At 62.7% G+C, this 19,353-nt stretch carries 19 protein-coding genes; 2 read left to right on the top strand and 17 right to left on the bottom strand.

From position 1 onward, the window contains the following. Positions 1-3: 3 nt before the first annotated feature. Both RC54_RS19385 and RC54_RS19380 read left to right on the top strand, forming a co-directional pair. A complete protein-coding gene (locus RC54_RS19385) occupies positions 4-1,635 on the top strand; it encodes a DUF6396 domain-containing protein (RefSeq protein ID WP_244216385.1) in 1,632 nt (543 codons plus the stop codon). A gap of 317 nt (positions 1,636-1,952) precedes the next feature. Further along, entirely contained in the window at positions 1,953-2,159 is a 207-nt protein-coding gene (locus tag RC54_RS19380) for a hypothetical protein (protein ID WP_058896537.1), read from the top strand. 8 nt (positions 2,160-2,167) lie between these two features. On the opposite strand, the gene RC54_RS19375 is transcribed toward RC54_RS19380, so the two are convergent. The 17 genes from RC54_RS19375 to RC54_RS19295 all read right to left on the bottom strand — a co-directional run bounded on the left by RC54_RS19375 (position 2,168) and on the right by RC54_RS19295 (position 19,225). Continuing rightward, a complete protein-coding gene (locus RC54_RS19375; protein WP_061788720.1) occupies positions 2,168-2,794 on the bottom strand; it encodes a riboflavin synthase in 627 nt (208 codons plus the stop codon). 34 nt (positions 2,795-2,828) lie between these two features. Then, positions 2,829-3,950 (bottom strand): bifunctional diaminohydroxyphosphoribosylaminopyrimidine deaminase/5-amino-6-(5-phosphoribosylamino)uracil reductase RibD, encoded by a 1,122-nt coding sequence (ribD, locus tag RC54_RS19370; RefSeq protein ID WP_061788721.1) that lies wholly within the window; start codon positions 3,948-3,950, stop codon positions 2,829-2,831. Positions 3,951-4,048: 98 nt separating this feature from the next. Beyond that, complete coding sequence (locus tag RC54_RS19365) at positions 4,049-4,522, bottom strand: GspH/FimT family pseudopilin (RefSeq protein ID WP_061788722.1); 474 nt, start codon at positions 4,520-4,522, stop codon at positions 4,049-4,051. Between the two features lie 4 nt (positions 4,523-4,526). Beyond that, positions 4,527-4,976: a type IV pilin protein gene (locus RC54_RS19360; RefSeq protein WP_061788723.1), complete on the bottom strand. Its 450-nt coding sequence runs from the start codon at positions 4,974-4,976 to the stop codon at positions 4,527-4,529. Between the two features lie 2 nt (positions 4,977-4,978). Further along, positions 4,979-5,590, bottom strand: a complete 612-nt coding sequence (locus RC54_RS19355; protein ID WP_061788724.1) for a pilus assembly protein — start codon at positions 5,588-5,590, stop codon at positions 4,979-4,981. Then, entirely contained in the window at positions 5,587-6,498 is a 912-nt protein-coding gene (locus tag RC54_RS19350; RefSeq protein ID WP_061788725.1) for a PilW family protein, read from the bottom strand. The genes RC54_RS19355 and RC54_RS19350 overlap by 4 nt, the downstream gene beginning before the upstream one ends. A gap of 2 nt (positions 6,499-6,500) precedes the next feature. Beyond that, on the bottom strand, positions 6,501-7,016 hold the full coding sequence (pilV, locus tag RC54_RS19345; RefSeq protein WP_061788726.1) for a type IV pilus modification protein PilV: 516 nt from the start codon (positions 7,014-7,016) through the stop codon (positions 6,501-6,503). Positions 7,017-7,108: 92 nt separating this feature from the next. Further along, entirely contained in the window at positions 7,109-7,723 is a 615-nt protein-coding gene (locus tag RC54_RS19340; protein WP_058896529.1) for a DUF924 family protein, read from the bottom strand. Beyond that, positions 7,720-7,941, bottom strand: a complete 222-nt coding sequence (locus RC54_RS19335) for an RNA-binding S4 domain-containing protein (RefSeq protein ID WP_017452082.1) — start codon at positions 7,939-7,941, stop codon at positions 7,720-7,722. The genes RC54_RS19340 and RC54_RS19335 overlap by 4 nt, the downstream gene beginning before the upstream one ends. Positions 7,942-8,000: 59 nt before the next feature. Further along, positions 8,001-8,651 (bottom strand): response regulator, encoded by a 651-nt coding sequence (locus RC54_RS19330; protein WP_058896528.1) that lies wholly within the window; start codon positions 8,649-8,651, stop codon positions 8,001-8,003. A 35-nt stretch (positions 8,652-8,686) separates the two neighbouring features. After that, positions 8,687-10,621 (bottom strand): type IV pili methyl-accepting chemotaxis transducer N-terminal domain-containing protein, encoded by a 1,935-nt coding sequence (locus RC54_RS19325; RefSeq protein ID WP_058896527.1) that lies wholly within the window; start codon positions 10,619-10,621, stop codon positions 8,687-8,689. Between the two features lie 108 nt (positions 10,622-10,729). Next, positions 10,730-11,737 carry a GTP 3',8-cyclase MoaA gene (gene moaA / locus RC54_RS19320; protein WP_061788727.1) on the bottom strand — a complete coding sequence of 336 codons (1,008 nt, stop codon included), beginning with the start codon at positions 11,735-11,737 and terminating at the stop codon, positions 10,730-10,732. Positions 11,738-11,753: 16 nt separating this feature from the next. After that, positions 11,754-12,500, bottom strand: a complete 747-nt coding sequence (locus RC54_RS19315; protein WP_058896525.1) for a peptidylprolyl isomerase — start codon at positions 12,498-12,500, stop codon at positions 11,754-11,756. 15 nt (positions 12,501-12,515) lie between these two features. Then, positions 12,516-13,199, bottom strand: a complete 684-nt coding sequence (narI, locus tag RC54_RS19310; protein ID WP_017452087.1) for a respiratory nitrate reductase subunit gamma — start codon at positions 13,197-13,199, stop codon at positions 12,516-12,518. Positions 13,200-13,236: 37 nt separating this feature from the next. Beyond that, positions 13,237-13,932 carry a nitrate reductase molybdenum cofactor assembly chaperone gene (narJ, locus tag RC54_RS19305; RefSeq protein ID WP_058896524.1) on the bottom strand — a complete coding sequence of 232 codons (696 nt, stop codon included), beginning with the start codon at positions 13,930-13,932 and terminating at the stop codon, positions 13,237-13,239. 14 nt (positions 13,933-13,946) lie between these two features. Further along, on the bottom strand, positions 13,947-15,500 hold the full coding sequence (gene narH, locus RC54_RS19300; protein ID WP_061788728.1) for a nitrate reductase subunit beta: 1,554 nt from the start codon (positions 15,498-15,500) through the stop codon (positions 13,947-13,949). Further along, positions 15,497-19,225 (bottom strand): nitrate reductase subunit alpha, encoded by a 3,729-nt coding sequence (locus RC54_RS19295; RefSeq protein WP_061788729.1) that lies wholly within the window; start codon positions 19,223-19,225, stop codon positions 15,497-15,499. Before RC54_RS19295 ends, narH begins: the two co-directional genes overlap by 4 nt. Positions 19,226-19,353: the final 128 nt, after the last annotated feature.

Genomic DNA, 19,353 nt, shown 5'->3' with positions numbered 1-19,353 from the left:
TAAATGATGAAGTTACTTATCAAAACTTTGATTCTTTTTTTGTTCTTTATTAGTCATCACTCCTACGCTATGAAAAATCTGCCACGTAATATGTCCTTGAGAGCATTTGATCCTCATCGCAAAGAATTCGTCTGCAAATACCAGGAGAATATTCTTCCCCGACTTGATGAAGAAGCCGAACGATGGTTTCAGGAGGGACTTGCACTCACTAGCCATACCTTGTGGCCGAACCAACGGGACTATGTCAAGGCAGCACAACTCTGGCAGCAGGCGGCTGACAGAAACCACTGGAAGGCAATGCTCAATCTGGCTAATTCGTATGCTCACGGAGAGGGAGTGAGAAGAGATACCGAGCGCGCAGTATTGATCTTGGAAAAGGCTATGCAACTTAGAATTCCAGCTGCCTTCGATGTCATGGGTACTTATCACATGAGAGGGATAGGCGTGAAGCAGGATGTGAGCAGAGCCTATGCCTTTTGGCAATTGGCTGCTGAGATGGGCAGTCCCAGTGCAATGGCCTATTTAGGCTCCAAAACGGATGCTATCTATGACAGCCCGCCGGCATTCTGGGGTAACCGAAAGATCGCGCTCCAGATGTTGGAATGCGGACTTAACCAGGGAAATGCTGATGCTGCGTTCAACCTTGGAGGAACCATCGCAGGTGAAAAAGAAGAGTTTGAGCAGGATAATGAACGTGCTCGACTTGTCTTGCAGGAGGGAGTAAGGCTGGGAAGTTACATGTCTGCTACTTTCTTATTTGGTGCTTTTGATGATGGCGAACCATTGTCGGGTGTCGGCAAGGACAAAAGTAGGGCAGAGCGATATTTTATTATTTCCGATGCCCTACAACGCAATCCCGACCTGCGCTTCCCCAACCTCGATAAAATCCTGCCACTTCCCCCGGTCAACCTGCCGATGTGGAACGGCGACCGCAATACCTTGTTGGACGCCGCCAAGCCAGTCTTGCAGAAACCTGATGCTCCGCCGCCGCCCGAACCGAATCCGGCGTGGCTGCGTACTGGCCGTGCCCATATTCCGCCGGGCCGTCAGTTACCTGCTGAACCGCAAATTCAGGTCTTGCCCCAATACGAAAGTACCGCCGCTCCACAAACCGGCTACTGGATTGCCAGGTTGATGCGTCCCGTTAGTGATCGTCATCATGCATGGAATGCAGAGCAATTACCGTTGCGTTATCAACAGGGAGAACTCTTTGATCGCAGCCGCAGTGGCTTGCAAGACGAAGACGGGCGCATCCAGTTTCATTACCTGGGCGAGCCTGTCGACCTGCTTCCACCAGTAACGGTGAAGGACGATCCACGAGTCACGCGTCGAGCGGCGCGTTATGTCGAGTTTCCTCAGATCGAGCGCAGATATCGCAGCCACTCACCCTGCCCGCGCAGCGGTATATGGCGACCCTATTTGCCCGATGAACATCCCTTGCATGAATCCTTCAATCGCTGGGATCGCCAGACTTATGTGCGAAAGGGAATGCCCTTCCCGGATGTGATCAAACAGCGTCCCGGCATCGAGCCGCATGAGCTCCTGTGGCAATGGTTGGGTAATGCGAACGAAAAGCGCGATGGATTGGAACGGATCAGTCTTACGCCCGGGGGCGATGACGTGGATGCTGATTAGAACGCATCTCACGTCTATTGATGAAATGCGTTCTAGGGCCATGACGACGATGGATGACAGGCGTCAGGTGTGTCATGTCGGCGTCCACCGCAGGGCCATCATCAAAAATTCTCTGGCGCAAAAAAACGCAGAAAATCCAATAAAACGCAGACTTTCCAGAAGCCGTGTGAACTTCCGCGACAAGACCGGGTAGTCTCATCGCCACTGGGGCAGGAAACAATGAGAGTGGTGAACCCGGTGGCAAGCGCTGTGCTTGCGCACCGAAGATGCGCAGTGCTGGCTCCAGGGTTGACAGACCGGTATGGAGGAGCCCGCAGATGTCCGCAGATGAAGAAAAACAGCCCAAGCCCTTGGTCGATCCCTCCCTGGATGCGATCTACGGCGCCTTGCTGCACACCGCCAGTTTCCTCGAGCACCTCGCACTTGAGCTGGAAGATATCGAACTGGCTTGCAAGACGGCCAATGGGGCGCCACTGCAACGGCAAGCAGCGGCGCTGTTGGAGAAGTTGCGCCGGATGGGTTAAGCCTGGGCTTACTGCTGTTGCATGGCCGAACTACTGAGCATCCGTTCCACATACCGCGCAATGAGGTCGATCTCCAGATTGACCTTGCTGCCCGCCTGCAAATGCTTCAAGGTGGTCACTTCCACCGTATGCGGGATCAGGTTGATTGAGAAGCGGCAGGCATCGGCCAGGTCTTCCACGCGGTTGACCGTCAGCGAGACGCCATTGACCACGATGGACCCCTTGTAGGCCAGGTACTTGCCCAGCGCCTTGGGGGCGTCCACGATCAGCTCGCGCGATTCTCCCACCGGCTCGAAGGAATGCACCTGGCCTAGGCCATCGACGTGGCCCGAGACCAGGTGGCCACCGAGGCGTTCGGCCAGGGTCAGGGCCTTTTCCAGATTGACTTCGCCGGGCGCGTCCAGGCCTGCGGTCAGGCGCAGGCTTTCACGCGAGACATCGACGGTGAAGCCCTGCGCGGTCTTTTCGACCACGGTCATGCAGGCGCCATTCAAGGCGATTGAATCGCCCAGGCTGACGTCGGCCATGGGCAGGGTGCCGGCGTCGATGTTCAGGCGCACGCCGGCATCAGGGCCGGCCGCCAGGGGAGTGACGGAAGTGATGGTGCCGATGGCGGCGACGATACCTGTAAACATGGTTCAGTCCTGATACGAAAAATCTGAAGAAAAATTATTCGAAGCGAGCAAGGATACGCAAATCCGGGCCGACCTGCTTGACCTCGTGGAAGCGGATACCGATCTTGCCCGACAAATCCTCCAGCGGCGGCAATTCGAACATGTTGCGGCCATCGCCGATGAGCGCCGGGGCCAGGTAGACCAGCAATTCATCCACGCAGCCTTCGCGCAGGAGCGCACCGTTGAGCTTGGCGCCGGCTTCCACGTGCAGTTCGTTGATCTGGCGCTGGCCCAGTTCGCGTAGCAGGCCGGGCAGGTCGACCTTGCCTTGGGCATTGGCCAGCAGGATCACCTCGGCCCCTTCGGCTTCCAGGGCGGCGCGTTTTTCAGGGGCGTCGGTGGCGGTGAAGACCCAGGTATTGCCGCCCTGGATCACGCGTGCCTCGGGCGAGACGGCCAGCTTGCTGTCGACCACGATGCGACGCGGTTGGCGCGGGGTCTCGATGGCGCGCACGTTCAGTTGCGCGTCATCCTTCTGGATGGTGCCGATGCCGGCCATGATGGCGCAGGCGCGGGCGCGCCAGATGTGGCCATCGTCGCGCGCGGCCTGGCTGGTGATCCATTGGCTCACGCCATTGTGCAGGGCGGTCTTGCCATCCAGGCTGGCGGCGCTTTTCATGCGTACCCACGGACGACCGGTGCGCATCCGGTGCAAGAAGCCGATGTTGATGTCGCGCGCTTCCTCTTCCAGCATTCCGCACGCGACGTCAATGCCGGCTGCCTCCAGGCGCGCCAGGCCTTGGCCGGCTACCAGCGGATTGGGGTCGGCGATGGCCGCCACCACCCGGGCTACGCCGGCGCGGATGAGGGCATCGGCGCAGGGGGGCGTGCGACCGAAATGGCTGCAGGGTTCCAGCGTGACGTAGACAGTGGCGCCGCGCACATCGTTGCCGCGGGCGGCAGCGTCGGCCATGGCCTGGATCTCGGCGTGGTTGCCGCCGGGCGGCTGGGTGAAACCGGCGCCGATGACGCGCCGGTCCTTGACGATGACGCAGCCTACGCGTGGGTTGGGCGTGGTGTCGAGGATGCCGAAGCCGGCCTGGATCAAGGCCAGGGCCATGGCTTGCTGGTCGTTTTCGATGTCGAACTGGTAGAGCGGTTCTGCAGTGGATGTCATGGCGGTCAAAGACGGATGAGGTCGCCCAGGGGCGACCGGATGCCCGTCAATATACACGGCTTTGCAGCATCCCCCCTTGATGTGCCTGCGTGTCGGCCTTACTCGGCTTGCGTCTTGCTGCACTGGGTATCGGTGATCGGATTGCAGATCCTGGCTCGCCCCAGGAAATTAATGGCCACCGCACGTGCATGAGTGCCGCCGCTGAAATACCAGGTGCCGCGCGTCACAGGCTGTCCGTTAGCCTGGTAGGCCACCAGTTCGCCGCCGCTGGTGTAGGCCACCGCGATGCCGTGTGCCAGGGGTGGATGGCGTGCTAGCACCTGCTGCCCGACGCTGATCTGCCAGCCGGTTTGCCAGTCGTCGTCTTCGACGGGCCGCATCTCGGCACGGCGGCCGGCGCGCAGGGCTTCTGAGCGGGTCAGTTGGACGGCGTGGAAGAAATCATTGCCGACCGTGGCCAATTGCTGTTCGCTGGAGAGGTCGCGCAGGACCGGTACACCCGCGGCCAGGATCAGCGCGGTGATCAGCAGCACCACCAGCAACTCGATGAGCGTAAATCCATGTTTGCGCATGATCTCACCAGCAATCCTTGCCATCGGCGCGCCGGGCGCCGCGGCTGTCGGCGTAAAGTACGCCGCAGGCTTCATCCTGGTAGCCGGCATTGACGCCGGTTCCGCCCGGGGCGGCGCTGACCAGCACGCAACTGGACAAGTCCTCACCCTCGCAGGCGCGCGCCGAGAGAGCGTAGGCGCTGGTCTGCGGCGTGGCGCCGGAATACCACTTGAAGCCGTGTGCCTCGCCCCCTGGCTGGAATGCCTTGTAGCGATGCTGGTAGGCGTAGTGGCGTTCCTGTTGCAGCAGCACTTGCAGGATCGCCGCTCGCCCTTCGGCGCGGCTGGCTTTCTGGGCGACGTGGCGGTAGCCGTTCCAGCCCAGGCCAGCCAGCAGGATCACGATGGCCAGGCTGACCAGAATTTCCAGCAGGGTGAAGCCGCGCGCTGGTGCGCGGGAGAGGACAAGAGACATGTTCATTCCAATACAGGGAGATAAAGGGGACGCCAGGCCCGCAAGGGGCAGGCGCTAGGCAGCGCTTGGCCCTGGGGCGGCAATTGCAGTACCGCTTGCAGGGCCACCGCAGCGCCCTGGCGGCCGTAGCCGATGGCGTTGAGGCGATAGCGCAGGGTTGGGGGCTGGTCGGGGTAGGATTTGTTTTTGTCCACTGTGGGCAGCAGACGTTCGATCAGGTAGCGCGGTGCCTCCAGGCCGGGTCGAAAGCGGCGTCCGGTGAACTGACCATAGCTGGCCGAGAGGGCTAGTGGGCCATGCAGTTGCGCCGGGTTCCAGCCGCTGCGTTCGTTCCGTCCCAGGCACAGTCCGGCGCCCGCGGCATCGGTGCGGCAACCCAGTGTGCTGTTGAACTGTTCGGGTTCGATGCGGCGATGCCGCAGGATGTCTTCGCAGGCGTCTTCCAGCGCGGCTTGCGCGGCCAGGTGGGCCTGGGTGTGTTCGCGGTGATTGCGCTCGGCGCGTTCGTCCAGCAGCAGCAAGGAGGTCGTCGCCGCACCCAGCAGCAGGATCACGCTTAACAGCATCAGCGCGATCATCAGGGTGGCGCCGCGCTGTTGGACCAGAAGGTTCATGGGGCGGCTCCGGTGGCCACCAGGTTGCGCAGCATTACCGTGCCCTGGAACACGGCGCGACGCCGTTGTTCACCTTCGGTTTCGGTAACGCGCCAGGCCGCGTCGCTGCGTCTGCCGGGGAGGAACAGATCGTAGCTGCGCGGCGCGATCTCATTGGCACCGGGACGGCGCTGACTGCCGCGCACCAGCAAGGCGATGCGCACCAGCACCACCTGGCGCCAAGCCGCAGCCGGCATGGCCGTGGCATCCAGCCAGCGGTCCGGCGCGCCATCGCCGTCGCTATCGATGGCGTAGCGCAGTTGCATTGCTTCCACGCCGCGGGCGATGGCGTCCGAGGTCCAGACGCCATTCTTGCCCTGGTAGCGGCAGCGCAATTCGGCTTCGTCACCCGTGCCGGGGGCGATGTAGTAGATCACCCAACTGCGGGCGCTTTCTTCCAACGGCCCGGCAGCGACCTCGGCGCCGCTGCAGTTGCCGACCTGTGCCAGGCTGCCGCGTGGCGTGCCGAACAAGCCCAGCATCAGCACATCACTGTGGTTGACGCCGTCGCCGGTACTGTTGCCGAAGAGGCCGGTCGCAGGATCAAGCAACTCGGCCTGGCCACTGTTATCCAGGCCGCGCAGGCCGGCTGCGAGGGTGGGGGCGGTTTTGCCGTCCAAGGTTTCCCAGGGCAGGTGAGCGGCCTGGCGCAAGGCCTGTTGCAGGTGATCCAGCGCCAGGCGACCGGTCTCTTGCACGCGGCCGGCGTCGTCGATGTCCTGGTAGGCGCTGCGCGCCTGTTGCAGCAGGCTGCCGGCCACCAGTACCACCAGCAGACCCACGGCCAGTGCGATCATCAGCTCGACCAGCGTCAGGCCAGCCTGGCGCGGTATCCCATGGCGTTGAGCGGGGGACAGGAGTGGGCTCATGTTCAGTGGCCCAGTACCAGGGTCAGCAGCGGGGCGCTGGCCACGGTGGAGGGCGTGGCTGCACCGATGCGGCGCCAGCCCAGCTTGAGTACTACCGGGGCACTGCCTTGGTCATCGCATTGCCAGTCCTCCGGCGTGCGGCTGCGGCCATCACGGCACACCGTCACGCGCGCGTGCGGGAAATCGCGGACCAGGCGCCCGGTCCAGTCGGCCAACGCGGCGCGGGTGAAGTCGCTGGGGCTGCAGGCGGCCAGTTCGCAATCGACCTGGGCCGGCAGCGCCTTGCCGGGGCTTAAGGAAAACAGGAAGGGATCAGATGTGCCTACAGGATGCGGCATGGCGCTGCGCAGTTCGGCCAGTTCTTGCGCCATCAGCGTGGCGCGGGCGTGCAGGCCGCTATCCTGGCTGCTGCGCAGGGCGTGCAATTGCAGCATCACCATGGCCAGGGCGCCCGTGCCGATGACCAGCATGGCCACCAGCACTTCGATCATCGAGAAACCACGGCAGCGACCACGCATGGGAGCTCCTGGAAAGGAAAGCCCGCGAGTCTATGGCAAAAGAAAATGACGCTCCAGCAAAAGTCCGAATCAGTCCGCAGTTCTCGAAAACTTCAGAAGGAGGAGCCCGGTTGCGTCAGGAATTCGGTTTCTTCCGGGGTGGATGTGCGGCCCAGGATGCGGTTGCGATGCGGGAAGCGGCCGAAGCGTTCGATCACCGCGTGATGCCGCCTGGCGTAGTCGGCATAGCCATCGAAGGCCGGTTTGTCCTCGCCGCTGGCGGCTTTGGCCAGGGTCCGCATCAATTGCACCACGTACTGCTGGTCATCCAGGTCTTCAGTATGTTCCAGCGGCAGGTAGATGAACACCCGGGCGATGGCCGGCAAGGCCTGGTCCAGTCCCATGGCCAGCGCCAGGTGGCAGCACTGGTGTGCCAGTTCATCGAAGGCGAAGGCTTGTGCTGTGTCGCGGTAGATGTTGCGCGGAATCTGGTCCAGCAACACGATCAGCGCCAGCATGGAGCGCGGCGTTTCAGTCCAGTCGTCCAGTTGGTTGGCGGCCGCTTGCTTGAGCAGTGGCTCGAAACGCTGGCGGCATTCGGCGTCGATGTCCGGGTTCTTGCTCCACCAGAGTTTTTTCTGACGTTCGGCCACCTGGTGCGCCGGCAGGGTATCCCACTGCGGGCCGAACCAGAAGTCCAGCAGGGCGTCGACGGCGGCCTGGCTCATTGTTCGGTGACCGTGATCTGGACATCGCCCAAGCTGACCTTCTGCCCGGCGCTGATCTTGCAGGTCTTGCGGCTCTCGGGCTTGCCATCGACCTTGACCTGGCCGTCGGCCACCAGTTGCTTGCCGGCGCCGCCGCTGTCGCACAGGCCGCAGAGTTTGAGCAATTGGTTGAGCTCGACGTAGGGATGGCCTTGCAGCGGGAAGGTGATCTTTTGCATATGCTTTCTTTCGGAAATGCCGCCCGCATCAGGCGCGGGGGAGCGGTACGGTACGCCGCTCAGGGCGTTTTGTCCAGGCCGTGTTCCACAGCATACACCGCAATCTGGACCCGGCTGCTCAGGTTGAGCTTCTTGAGGATGTTCTGTACATGAATCTTCACAGTGCTCTCGGCCACGTCCAGGCTGCGGGCGATTTCCTTGTTGCTCTGGCCCTGTGCGACGCAGCGCATCGTTTCGCGTTCGCGCGCGGTCAATTTTTCCTTCATATCGCCTGCAACCCCCGGCCTGGCGGCCCGGAATTGCATCACCAGCTTGGCCGTCATCGCCTCCGAGATGACCGGCTCTCCAGCAGCAGCGCGCTTGATGGCCTGCACCAGGTAATCGGCTTCGATGTTCTTGAGCAGATAGCCGGCCGCGCCATTGTGCAGGGCGGTGCTGAGGTCTTCGGCTTCTTCCGAGACCGACAGCATCAGTACGGCCGTCTCCGGCAAGTCCTCCACGATCAATTGCATGGCTTCCAGGCCCGACAGACCGGGCATGTTCAGATCCATCAGCACCACGTCGGGACGCAGCTGGCGGGCGCGCTTGACGCCATCCAGTCCATCGACGGCCTCGCCCACGACCTCGAATTCGGGATGGCGTTGCAGCAGCAGGCGGATGCCGCTGCGAAACAGGGTATGGTCATCGACCAGGAGAATGCGGATGCTCATGCGGCGACTGCTCCATTGAAAATTCGATACTGCGCTCAGGCTACCAGGCGTTCCTCACGCATCAGCCTGACGGTGATGCGGGTGCCGGCGCCGGGCTGGCTGGCGATGTCCAGATGCGCGCCCAGCCGTTCGGCGCGCTCCTGCATGATGCGCAAGCCCACGTGTTCGCTACCTTTTGCGCGCGCCTGGTCGAGCTGGAAGCCGTGGCCATCGTCGCTGACCGTGAGGCAGAAGTCGCGGCCATTGTCGACCTCGATCCTGACCCGGCTGGCCTGGGCGTGCTTGCGGATGTTGGACAGGGCTTCCTGCAGGATGAACAGCACCTGCAATTGTTGCTCCGGCGCCAGCGGCGGGCCGTCGCCGGTAATCTCGATGTCGCCCTGCAAGCCGCTCTGGCGTTGCAGTTTCTCGACCGCTTTGCGCATCTCGGATTCCAGATCGCTGTCCTGCAGGCGGCTGCGGAAGTTCAACAGTAGCTCGCGCACGTCTTCATAGTTTTCCTGCACGCCGGCGCGCAGCAGGGGCGCGATGTCGCGGATCTCGGCCAAGTCTTCGCGGGCCAGCGAATCTTCCAGCATCTGCACCTGCAGGTTCAGGAAGTTCAAGCCCTGGGCAATGCTGTCGTGCAGGCCTTGGGCCATCAGGTTGCGCTCGTGGGAAACCGCGAATTCCTTTTCGCGCGCAATCAGGCGCTGGTTTTCGATGGCCGAGCCCAGGTGCCGGCCCAGGGTTTCCAACAGCCGGCGTTCTTCTTCGCTGATATGGCGTTCGCGCGAGAAATGCAGCGAAAAGCTGCCGATGACCTGTTCGCGCACCTGGATCTGGAAGATGCCCAGCGATACCGCGCCTTCTTCCTGGCAGCGATAGCGGCGCTGCTGGTCCAGTTCGCGGAAGTCGCGCACCAGGATGATGCCCTGCGAGGTCGCGGTCCCGCACAGGCAATCGCCGACCTTGAGGCAACGTTCTTCATCGATGATGCGTTCGGAAATGCCCTCATGCACCGCGATATACAGGTTGCCGCGTTCATCGAGGATGCGCACCGTGCCGCCATCGGCCTGGATGCGTTGCATGATGCGGCGCAGGAAGCCGCTGCACAGGGCCTCGATGGCATGCGCCCCGGAGAGGAAGTCGGTGATTTCATAGAGCGTGCCGACTTCTTCATTCTGCTCGCGCAGGCGTGCGGTTTTGTCCGCCACCCGTTCTTCCAGCGTGCGGTGTACCCCCTGCACGTGATCGGCCATCTGGTTGAAGCCGCGCGCCAGTTGACCGAACTCATCTTCGCTGTCGATGGCCAGCCGCACGTCCAGGTCGTTTTGCGACATGCGTGCAATACCCACCTGCAAGCGCCGCACGGGGCCGACGATCCACAGGTAGAGCAGGTACAGCACGGCGATGCTGGCGGCCAGCGCCAGGAAGATCAGCGCCGTCTGGCACAGCCGCAGCCAGGTGGTCTTGCCGGCCAGGTCGGCTTCCACTAGGGCCACCAGCAGATTGATCTCGCCCACGAAATCGGGCAGCTCCTGCAGGTATTGCGCCAGCGCCTGCTGGCGTTGCTGAGCATCGTCCGCCTGCAACACATCCCTGGCGTGGACTTGCATACGTTGTTGCCACTGGCCTTGTACCTGCAGCAATTGCTCATGGATGGGGCCGCGTGATGGCACGAAGCTGGGCTGTCCGGTTTGCCCGGTCTGCAACATCGCCAGGATCTGGCTGAAGCGCTCGATATCGTGCTGCACAGTGTCACGCGCCTGTTGGTGTTCCAGCGCCAGTCCCAGTTGGTAGGAGCGCATCCGCAGGCTGCCGGCTTCGTTGATGACGGTACCGCCGCCTTCCAGTTGCCAGGACAGTAGCAGGGTATAGCCGATGGCCGTCATGGTCAGGCCCAGGCCGACCAGGGTCATCAGCAGGATGCGGAAGGTCAGCCGCTTGTGGGGCGGCAAGGGTAGCAGCGGGGCGGCAGGAGAGGGCATGGCGGTTCCGGGCGGCGGGCGAGCAGGCAGTCTATGCCTTCGCGGGGTGAAAATCACGGGGGGCAAGTCAATTTTCCTGCACTTTTTGTGCGGTCTTGCTCCTGCGCTTCAGCCCCCGGTCTGGGACATGAAACGAATGATCTTGTGCGGCTGTTCCTGGAATTCATGGCGTTCCGGTTTCAGTTCGATGGCCAGGCGGATGGCCTCTTCCAGGCCCGCATCATCGATCCCGGCACGCAGCAGGGGACGCAGCTCGACGCGCGCCTCCTGGCCCAGGCAGAGGTAGAGCGTGCCATCCACCGACACGCGCACGCGGTTGCAAGTGGCGCAGAAATGCTGGCTGATGGGCGAGATGAATCCGATGGCCCCGTCACCATCGGCGCGCTGCCAGTAGCGCGCCGGCCCGCCGCCCAGTTCGGCGGCCAGCGGTTGCAGGCCGAAGCGCGCCACCAGTTGCTCGCGGATCGGGCCGATATCGACGGTGCCGCTGTGGCGCCCGGTCTGGCCCATGGGCATGGCCTCGATCAGGCGCAGGATGAACCCTTGTTCGAAGCAGAACTCGGCCATGCGCGGGATTTCTGCTTCATTGACGCCGCGCAGTACCACCATGTTGACCTTGATGGGTGCAAAGCCCGCCGCCTTGGCTGCAGCCAATCCGGCCATGACGTTCCCCAGGCTGTCGCGCCCGGTGATGCGGGTGACGCAGGCGCGCTCCAGGCTATCCAGGCTGACGTTGATGCGCGTCACGCCCGCCGCGCGCAAGTCCTGGGCGTGCTTGTGCATCTGCGTGGCATTGGTGGACAGGGATAATTCCTCCACCCCTGGCAGTGCCGACAGTTGCGCTGCCAGCATCGGCAAGTGGCGTCGCAACAGCGGCTCGCCCCCGGTCAGCCGTACCCGGCCCACGCCCGGCCGGGCGAAGGCGCCGATGACGCGGCTGATCTCATCGAAACTGAGCCAATTGGCCGGCTCCTCGAAGCCGTTAAAACCCTTGGGCATACAGTAGCTGCAGCGCAGGTCACAGCGATCGGTGACCGACAGCCGGACATAGCTGATGCGGCGGCCGAAGCGGTCTTGCAGCGCCGGCCGGTCGGTAGGTAAAGGGGGGAAGGACATGATGATTCAGTCAGTGTCATTGCACCAGCGGCGTACCGGTGCCCGGCAGGTCGATGCCGGAGATGCGGGCGCGGCCGACCAGTAATTGCAGGTACTGACGCACGGCGCGGTCGAAGCTGGCGCGTTGCAGGGCCTGGGCGATGTTCTCGCGCACGGCCTCGAAGGGCAGAGCCTGGCCGTCGAATTTGCGGCCAAGCTGGACGATGTGCAGGCCGAAGCGGCTTTCCACCAGACGCGGGAGGATGGCGCCGGCCTGGGCAGCGAAGACGGCCTTCTCGAATTCAGGCACGCAGGCGCCGCGCGTGATCTGCCCCAGGCTGCCGCCCTGGGCGCCGGAGGGACAGTTGGAGTTGATCACAGCCAATTCCGCGAAGCGCTGCGGTTGCGCCAGCGATTCGGCCAAGACCGATTCGGCGTGTAGGCGCAATGCCGCCAGGTCCACTCCTTCGGTGACCTGGAACAGGATATGGCTGACCTCAGCCAGTGCGCCCACACGGAAGCGGTCCGGCGCGGCCTGGTAGTGGCGTCGGCATTCTTCCTCGTCCGGCAGCGGTGCATGGACTTCGCGTTGCAGCAGGGCTTCGATGCGGGCGTCTTCGTCGTCTTGTTCCAGGCCCAGTTGCTGTGCCTGTTCCAGCAACAGCCGGCGCAGCACCAGCGTGGTCATGGCCGCGTGCAGATCAGCTTCTTCTTCGGCGCGGGCAGCGAGTTCCTGCGCCATCTCGGCGTCGCTCAGTTCGTATTCGTTGACGATTACGGGCATGGTGATTCTCCTGGTTCAGCGCGGACGCACCAGTTGCCAGGCGCGGCCCAGATAGGTGACCGAAGCAAAGCCGCTCCAAACGTGCACCAGCCGCGTGAAGGGGAAGATCACGAAGAGCGTGAGTCCCATGAAGAGGTGTAGCTTGAACAGCAGCGGTGCTGCCTCGATGAAGCTGGCCGCATCGCCGCGCAGGGTGATGATGTGCTGGGCCCAGGTCATCAGCAGCACCATCATGTGACCATCGCGATGCTGGGCCGATTCGGCGATGGTGGACAAGCCCAGCCCCAGCGTGACCAGCAGCCACAGCAGCAGGAGCTTGTCGGACGGACGGGTGACGGCGGCGATGCGCGCATCGGTCCAGCGGCGGTGGATCAGGATCAGCAAGCCCAGCAGGCAGAGCGTGCCGAACACGCCGCCGGCGAGCATGGCTACCGCTTGCTTGAAGCTGTGCGTGACACCAATGGCATCCCACACCGCCACCGGGGTGAGCAAGCCCACCAAGTGACCGAAGAACAGTCCCAGTACGCCCACATGGAACAGGAGATTGCCCAGCCGCAGACGACCGGCGTGCAGCAGTTGCGAAGAGTCGCTCTTCCAGGTGTACTGCTCGCGCTCGAAGCGCACCAGGCTGCCCAGCAGGAACACGACCAGCGCGATGTAGGGATAGATTCCGTAGAGGAATTGATGCAGGTAATTCATGATGATCTCCCGATTCAGGCGATTGGATGGACTGGGCTCAATGACTGCTCTGGCTGGCCGGTCTGGCCGCTGGCCGGGGATGGAAATGCAGCGGCTGCACCCCGCCCATGGCCGGTTTGAGCAGTGGTTCCACGCCATCGGCACCAGGGCCGAAGACTTCCATGGCTTCATCCATGTCGCGCACCGGTGGTTCGTCCTGTTCGCGGGGTTCGACCTCGGTCAGGGTGGTCAGCAGCAGGAACAGGCTGGAGTAGGGGTGCTCCCGCTTCTGCAAGCGCAGGCCGATGGCGGCCAGCACGTGAATGGCTTCGCCCAGCAGTTTCTCGGCCGCGGCCGGTTCCAGCAGGCTCAGGAATTCCAGGAACAGCGGCACGTAATCGGGCAGTTCGTTCGCGGCCGGTTCCATGCCATGGGCGCGATATTCCTCCAGCAGATCGACCATGGCCTGGCCACGGTCGCGGCTTTCGCCATGGATGTGCTCGAACAGATGCAGCGAGAGCGCATGGCTACGGTCGAAGGTATCGACATAAGCTTCCTGCAAGTCGATCAGGGGCGTACCGGCCAGATGATCCAGCAGCGGCTGCAAGGCGCTCCGGTGGGTCGGTTCGGCTTGCACTGCCAAGCCGATCTCGGGCAGGGCCGCAATCAGGTCCGCTTGCGGATAGCTCATCAGCGCCGAGAGGATGCGATACAGCTTGGCGGTCTCGGCAGCCGGGTGAAGTTGCTTGGACATGGTGTGGTCTCCGTTCATTCGGTGAGGGCGGTCTTCTTGCGCGACTTGGGCATATCCACGAAGATCACGCTGCCTTGCGGTTTCTTGCCGAACAGGCTGCCGTCCGAGACCCCGCCCGAGCAGCCATTGCCGAAGGTGAAGCCGCAACTGCCCTTGTCGTTGAAGCTGTCTTCCACCATTTCCTTGTGCGAGGACGGCACCACGAAGCGGTCTTCATAGTTGGCGATGGCCAGGGTCTGGTACATGTCCTCGACCTCGGCCGGGGTCAAGCCGACCTGTTGCAGCACGGCCTCATCTTTCTGGCCGTGCACGGTCTCGGCACGCTTGTAGGCGCGCATGGCCAGCAGGCGTTCGAGCGCGCTCAGGATCGGCGCCTCCTTGCCGGCGGTCAGCAGGTTGGCCAGGTAGCGCACCGGAATGCGCAGCGACTTCACATCGGGAATGATGCCGGTCATGCCCATGTGACCGGCCTCGGCGGCCTTCTGGATGGGTGACAGCGGCGGTACGTACCAGACCATCGGCAGGGTGCGGTATTCCGGGTGCAGCGGGAAGGCGATCTTCCATTGCAGCGCCATCTTGTACACCGGCGATCTGCGGGCCGACTCCAGCCAGCTCTCGGCAATGCCCTGGCGCCGCGCCTCGGCGATCACGGCCGGGTCGTGCGGATCGAGGAAGCAGTCCAGTTGCGCCTGGTACAGGTTCTGCTCATCGGCCACCGAGGCGGCGGCTTCGATCTTGTCGGCGTCGTAGAGCAGCACGCCGAGGTAGCGGATACGGCCCACGCAGGTTTCTGAGCACACGGTAGGTTGGCCGGCTTCGATGCGTGGATAGCAGAAGGTGCATTTCTCGGCCTTGCCGGAGCTCCAGTTGTAATAAATCTTCTTGTAGGGGCAGCCGGAGATGCACATACGCCACCCACGGCACTTGTCCTGGTCCACCAGCACGATGCCGTCATCCTCGCGCTTGTAGATCGAACCCGAGGGGCAGGAGGCCACGCAGGCCGGATTCAGGCAGTGTTCGCACAGGCGCGGCAGATACATCATGAAGGTCGATTCGAAGGTGCTGTGCATTTCCTTCTGCACCCCTTCGAAGAGGGCATCCTTGCTGCGCGCGCTGAATTCGCCACCGAGGTCGTCTTCCCAGTTGGGGCCCCAGGTGATCTTGTCCATCTTCTTGCCGGTCAGTACCGACACCGGCCGCGCCGTCGGCGGGGTGGCCATTAGCGGGGCCTTTTGCAGGTGCTCGTAGTCGTAGGTGAAGGGTTCGTAGTAATCGTCGATGGCCGGCAGGTTGGGGTTGGCGAACAGATTGGCCAGGATGCGCACGCGGCCACCCTGTTTCGGTTCCAGCTTGCCGCTGGCATTGCGCAGCCAGCCGCCGTTCCACTTCTTCTGGTTTTCCCATTGCTTTGGATAACCGATGCCAGGCTTGGTCTCGACATTGTTGAACCAGGCGTATTCCACGCCATCGCGGCTGGTCCAGACGTTCTTGCAGGTCACCGAGCAGGTGTGGCAACCGATGCACTTGTCCAGGTTGAGCACCATGCCCACTTGTGCGCGAATTCTCATGATGCAGTCCTTTCTTGCTTGCGGCCATCCAGCCAGTCCACCTTGTTCATCTTGCGCAATACGATGAATTCATCGCGGTTGCTGCCCACCGTGCCGTAGTAGTTGAAGCCATACGACAGTTGCGCATAGCCGCCGATCATGTGGGTGGGTTTGAGCACCGCCCGCGTGACCGAGTTGTGGATGCCGCCGCGCTTGCCGCTCAGTTGCGCACCGGGGGTATTCACGATCTTTTCCTGCGCGTGATACATCAGGCACATGCCGCCCGGGATGCGCTGGCTCACCACCACGCGCGCGGTCAGCGTGCCGTTGCTGTTGAAGACTTCCACCCAGTCGTTGTCCACCAGGCCGGCCGCTTTGGCATCGTCTTCCGAGATCCACACGTGCGGCCCGCCGCGACTCAAGGTCAACATGCGCAGGTTGTCCGAATAGGTGGAGTGGATGCCCCACTTCTGGTGCGGCGTGAGGAAGTTGAGCACGATCTCCTTTTCGCCATTGGGCTGGCGGTTGAGCATCGGCGCTACCGTCTTGGTATCGACGGCCGGCTTGTAGACGCACAGGCCTTCGCCGAAATCCAGCATCCAGCGGTGATCCTGGTAGAACTGCTGGCGGCCGGTGAGGGTGCGCCAGGGGATCAGTTCATGCACGTTGGTATAGCCGGCGTTGTAGCTGACTTCTTCCGATTCCAGGCCAGACCAGGTGGGCGCCGAGATGATCTTGCGTGGCTGCGCCTGTACGTCTCGGAAACGGATCTTGTCGTGTTCGCGCCCGACCGCCAGGTGCGTGTGGTCGCGCCCGGTGATCTTGCCCAGCGCTTCCCAAGCCTTGACGGCGACGTGACCATTGGTTTCCGGCGCGAAGGAAAGGATCATCTCGCAGGCATCGATCGCACTGTCTAGGCGCGGCCGGCCCTGGCTCACGCCGGGTTCGGTGACGCGCTTGTTCAGGGCAGCCAGTTCGCCCACTTCATGGCCGGTCTGCCAGTTGATGCCCTTGCCGCCGTTGCCCAGCTTGTCCAGCAGCGGACCGATCGAGGTGAATTTCTTGTAGATATCCTTGTAGTTGCGTTCCACCACCACGAAGTTGGGGGCGGTCTTGCCAGGGATGAGGTCGCATTCACCCTTCTTCCAGTCCTTGGGTTCGAAGGGCTGGCCCAGTTCGGCCGGAGTGTCGTGCATCAGCGGTTGCAGCACGATGTCGCTGCGGGTGCCGAGATAGTCACCACCGATCTCGCTGAATTTTTTGGCGATGCCCTTGTAGATTTCCCAGTCGGTCTTGCTCTCCCACAGCGGCTGCACCGCTTCGGACAACGGATGGATGAAGGGATGCATGTCGGAAGTGTTCAGGTCATCCTTTTCATACCAGGTGGCGGTGGGCAGTACGATGTCGGCGTACAGGCAGGTGGTGCTCATGCGGAAGTCCAGCGTCACCAGCAGGTCCAGCTTGCCTTCGGCGGCTTGCTCGCGGTACTTGACCTCACTGGGTTTGATGGCTTCGTCGGGGTTGTCGAACAGGGCGTTCTGGGTACCCAGCAGATATTTCAGGAAATACTCGTGTCCCTTGCCTGAACTGCCCAGGATGTTGGAGCGCCAGACGAACATGTTGCGCGGGAAGTTCTTCGGGTTGTCGGGGTCGTCGCAGCTCATGTTGACGGTGCCCGACTTGAGCGCTTCCTTGAGGTAATCCTGCGGCGTCTGGCCCATGGCGCGGGCGTTGTCGCAGATGTCCAGCGGATTGGTTTCCAGTTGCGGGGCCGAGGGCAGCCAGCCCATGCGTTCGGACTTGGCGTTCATGTCGATCATGCTCATGGAGGACAGCTTGTCCTTGTCCGCCGTGGGCGCGACGATTTCATCGATACCCAGCTTTTCATGGCGCCACTGGCTGGTATGGGCATAGAAGAAGCTGGTGCCATTCATCTGGCGCGGCGGGCGCACCCAGTCGGTGGCGAAGGCCAGCGGTGCCCAGCCGAACTGCGGACGCAGCTTTTCCTGTCCCACGTAATGCGCCCAACCGCCACCGGACTTGCCGATGCAGCCGCACATCATCAGCAGGTTGATGATGCCGCGATAGATCATGTCGTTGTGGTACCAGTGGTTCAGCGCCGCACCGACGATGACCATGCTCTTGCCCTGGGTGTCGTGGGCATTCTGGGCGAATTCGCGCGCCACCTGAATCACCAGTTCGCGTTTGACGCCGGTATGCTTTTCCTGCCAGGCCGGGGTGTAGGGCACATCGTCATCGTAGCTGCGGGCAATCTCCCCGCCCAGGCCTTGGTCGACGCCGTAGTTGGCCATCATCAAGTCATGCACGGTCGCCACCAGCGCGGTGCTGCCATCGGCCAGGCGCACGTGGCGCACCGGCACTTGGCGCAGCGCCAGCGGCTGGGCATCGTCGCCGCCGAAGTAGTTGAAGGCGACCGTGACCACTTCATCGTGCTGCGCCACCAGCGAGAGCAGCGGGTCGATCTCGCGGCCCGAATGGCCATCGCGGCTTTCCAGGTTCCAGCGGCCGACCTTGGCGCCGTCATTGACCTGGCCTTCGCCCCAGCGGTAGCCAATGGAGCCGTTGGGGGCGACGATCTGGCCGGTGCTGGCATCGATGGTCAGCGACTTCCAGTCGGCATTGTTGGCTTCTTCAAGCTGGTCCGGCAATTGCGAGGCACGCAGCAGGTGATCCGGCAGGTAGTGGCCGTCGCGCTGTACCAGCCGCACCAGCATGGGCATGTCGGTGTATTGCTTGACGTAGGAACGGAAGTAGGCCGAGGGCCGGGCCTGGTGGAATTCCTTGAGCACCACGTGGCCCATGGCCATAGCCAGGGCGGCGTCGGTGCCTTGCTTGGGCGCCAGCCAGATGTCGCCGAACTTGACCATCTCGCCGAAGTCGGAGGACACCGCCACGGTCTTGGTCCCCTTATAGCGCACCTCGGTATAGAAGTGGGCGTCAGGCGTGCGAGTCTGCGGCACGTTGGAACCCCATACCATCAGGTAGGTGGAGTTGTACCAGTCGGCCGATTCCGGCACGTCGGTCTGCTCGCCCCAGATTTGCGGGCTGGCCGGCGGCAGGTCGCAGTACCAGTCGTAGAAGGACAGCGGCACGCCACCGATCAGGCTGAGATACCGTGCACCGGCCGCATAGGAGACCATCGACATGGCCGGGATGGGCGAGAAGCCGATCACCCGGTCCGGGCCGTATTGCTTGATGGTGTAGGCATTGGCGGCGGCGATGATTTCGTTGGCGGTATCCCAGTCGGCACGCACGAAGCCGCCCAGGCCGCGTACCGACTTGTAGCTGGTAGCCTTGGCGGCGTCGCTGGTGATGGCGGCCCAGGCCTCGACCGGGCTCAGGGTGCGGCGTGCTTCCTGCCACAACTGCATGAGGCGGCCACGGATCATCGGGTATTTCACGCGCTGCGCCGAGTAGACGTACCAGCTATATGAAGCTCCGCGCGGGCAGCCGCGCGGCTCATGGTTGGGCAGGTCGGGACGGGTGCGTGGATAGTCGGTCTGCTGGGTTTCCCAGGTGATCAGGCCGTTCTTGACATAGACCTTCCAGGAGCAGGAGCCGGTGCAGTTGACCCCGTGCGTGGAACGTACCTCCTTGTCATGCTGCCAGCGGCTGCGGTAGGCGTTTTCCCATTGGCGGTCTTCGTTGACCACGGCGCCATGTCCATCGGCGAAGGTGGACTTCACCCGTGACATGAACTTCAATCGGTCCAGAAAATGACTCATCGTGAATCCTCGGTTGCGTGGGTGGACATTCCACCTGCGTTGACTGTAGAAAAGTGTAGGCAAGCTGCGTGGTCGCGCCTATTCGCCAGCTTGTGCCACTGGCTTCTTCAGGCGGACTAGTCCGACTA

Origin of the sequence: Herbaspirillum rubrisubalbicans, assembly GCF_003719195.1 — a bacterium.
Lineage (GTDB): Bacteria > Pseudomonadota > Gammaproteobacteria > Burkholderiales > Burkholderiaceae_D > Herbaspirillum > Herbaspirillum rubrisubalbicans.
Note: the sequence above shows the minus strand (reverse complement) of the source record. Positions and strands in the feature narration are given on the sequence as shown.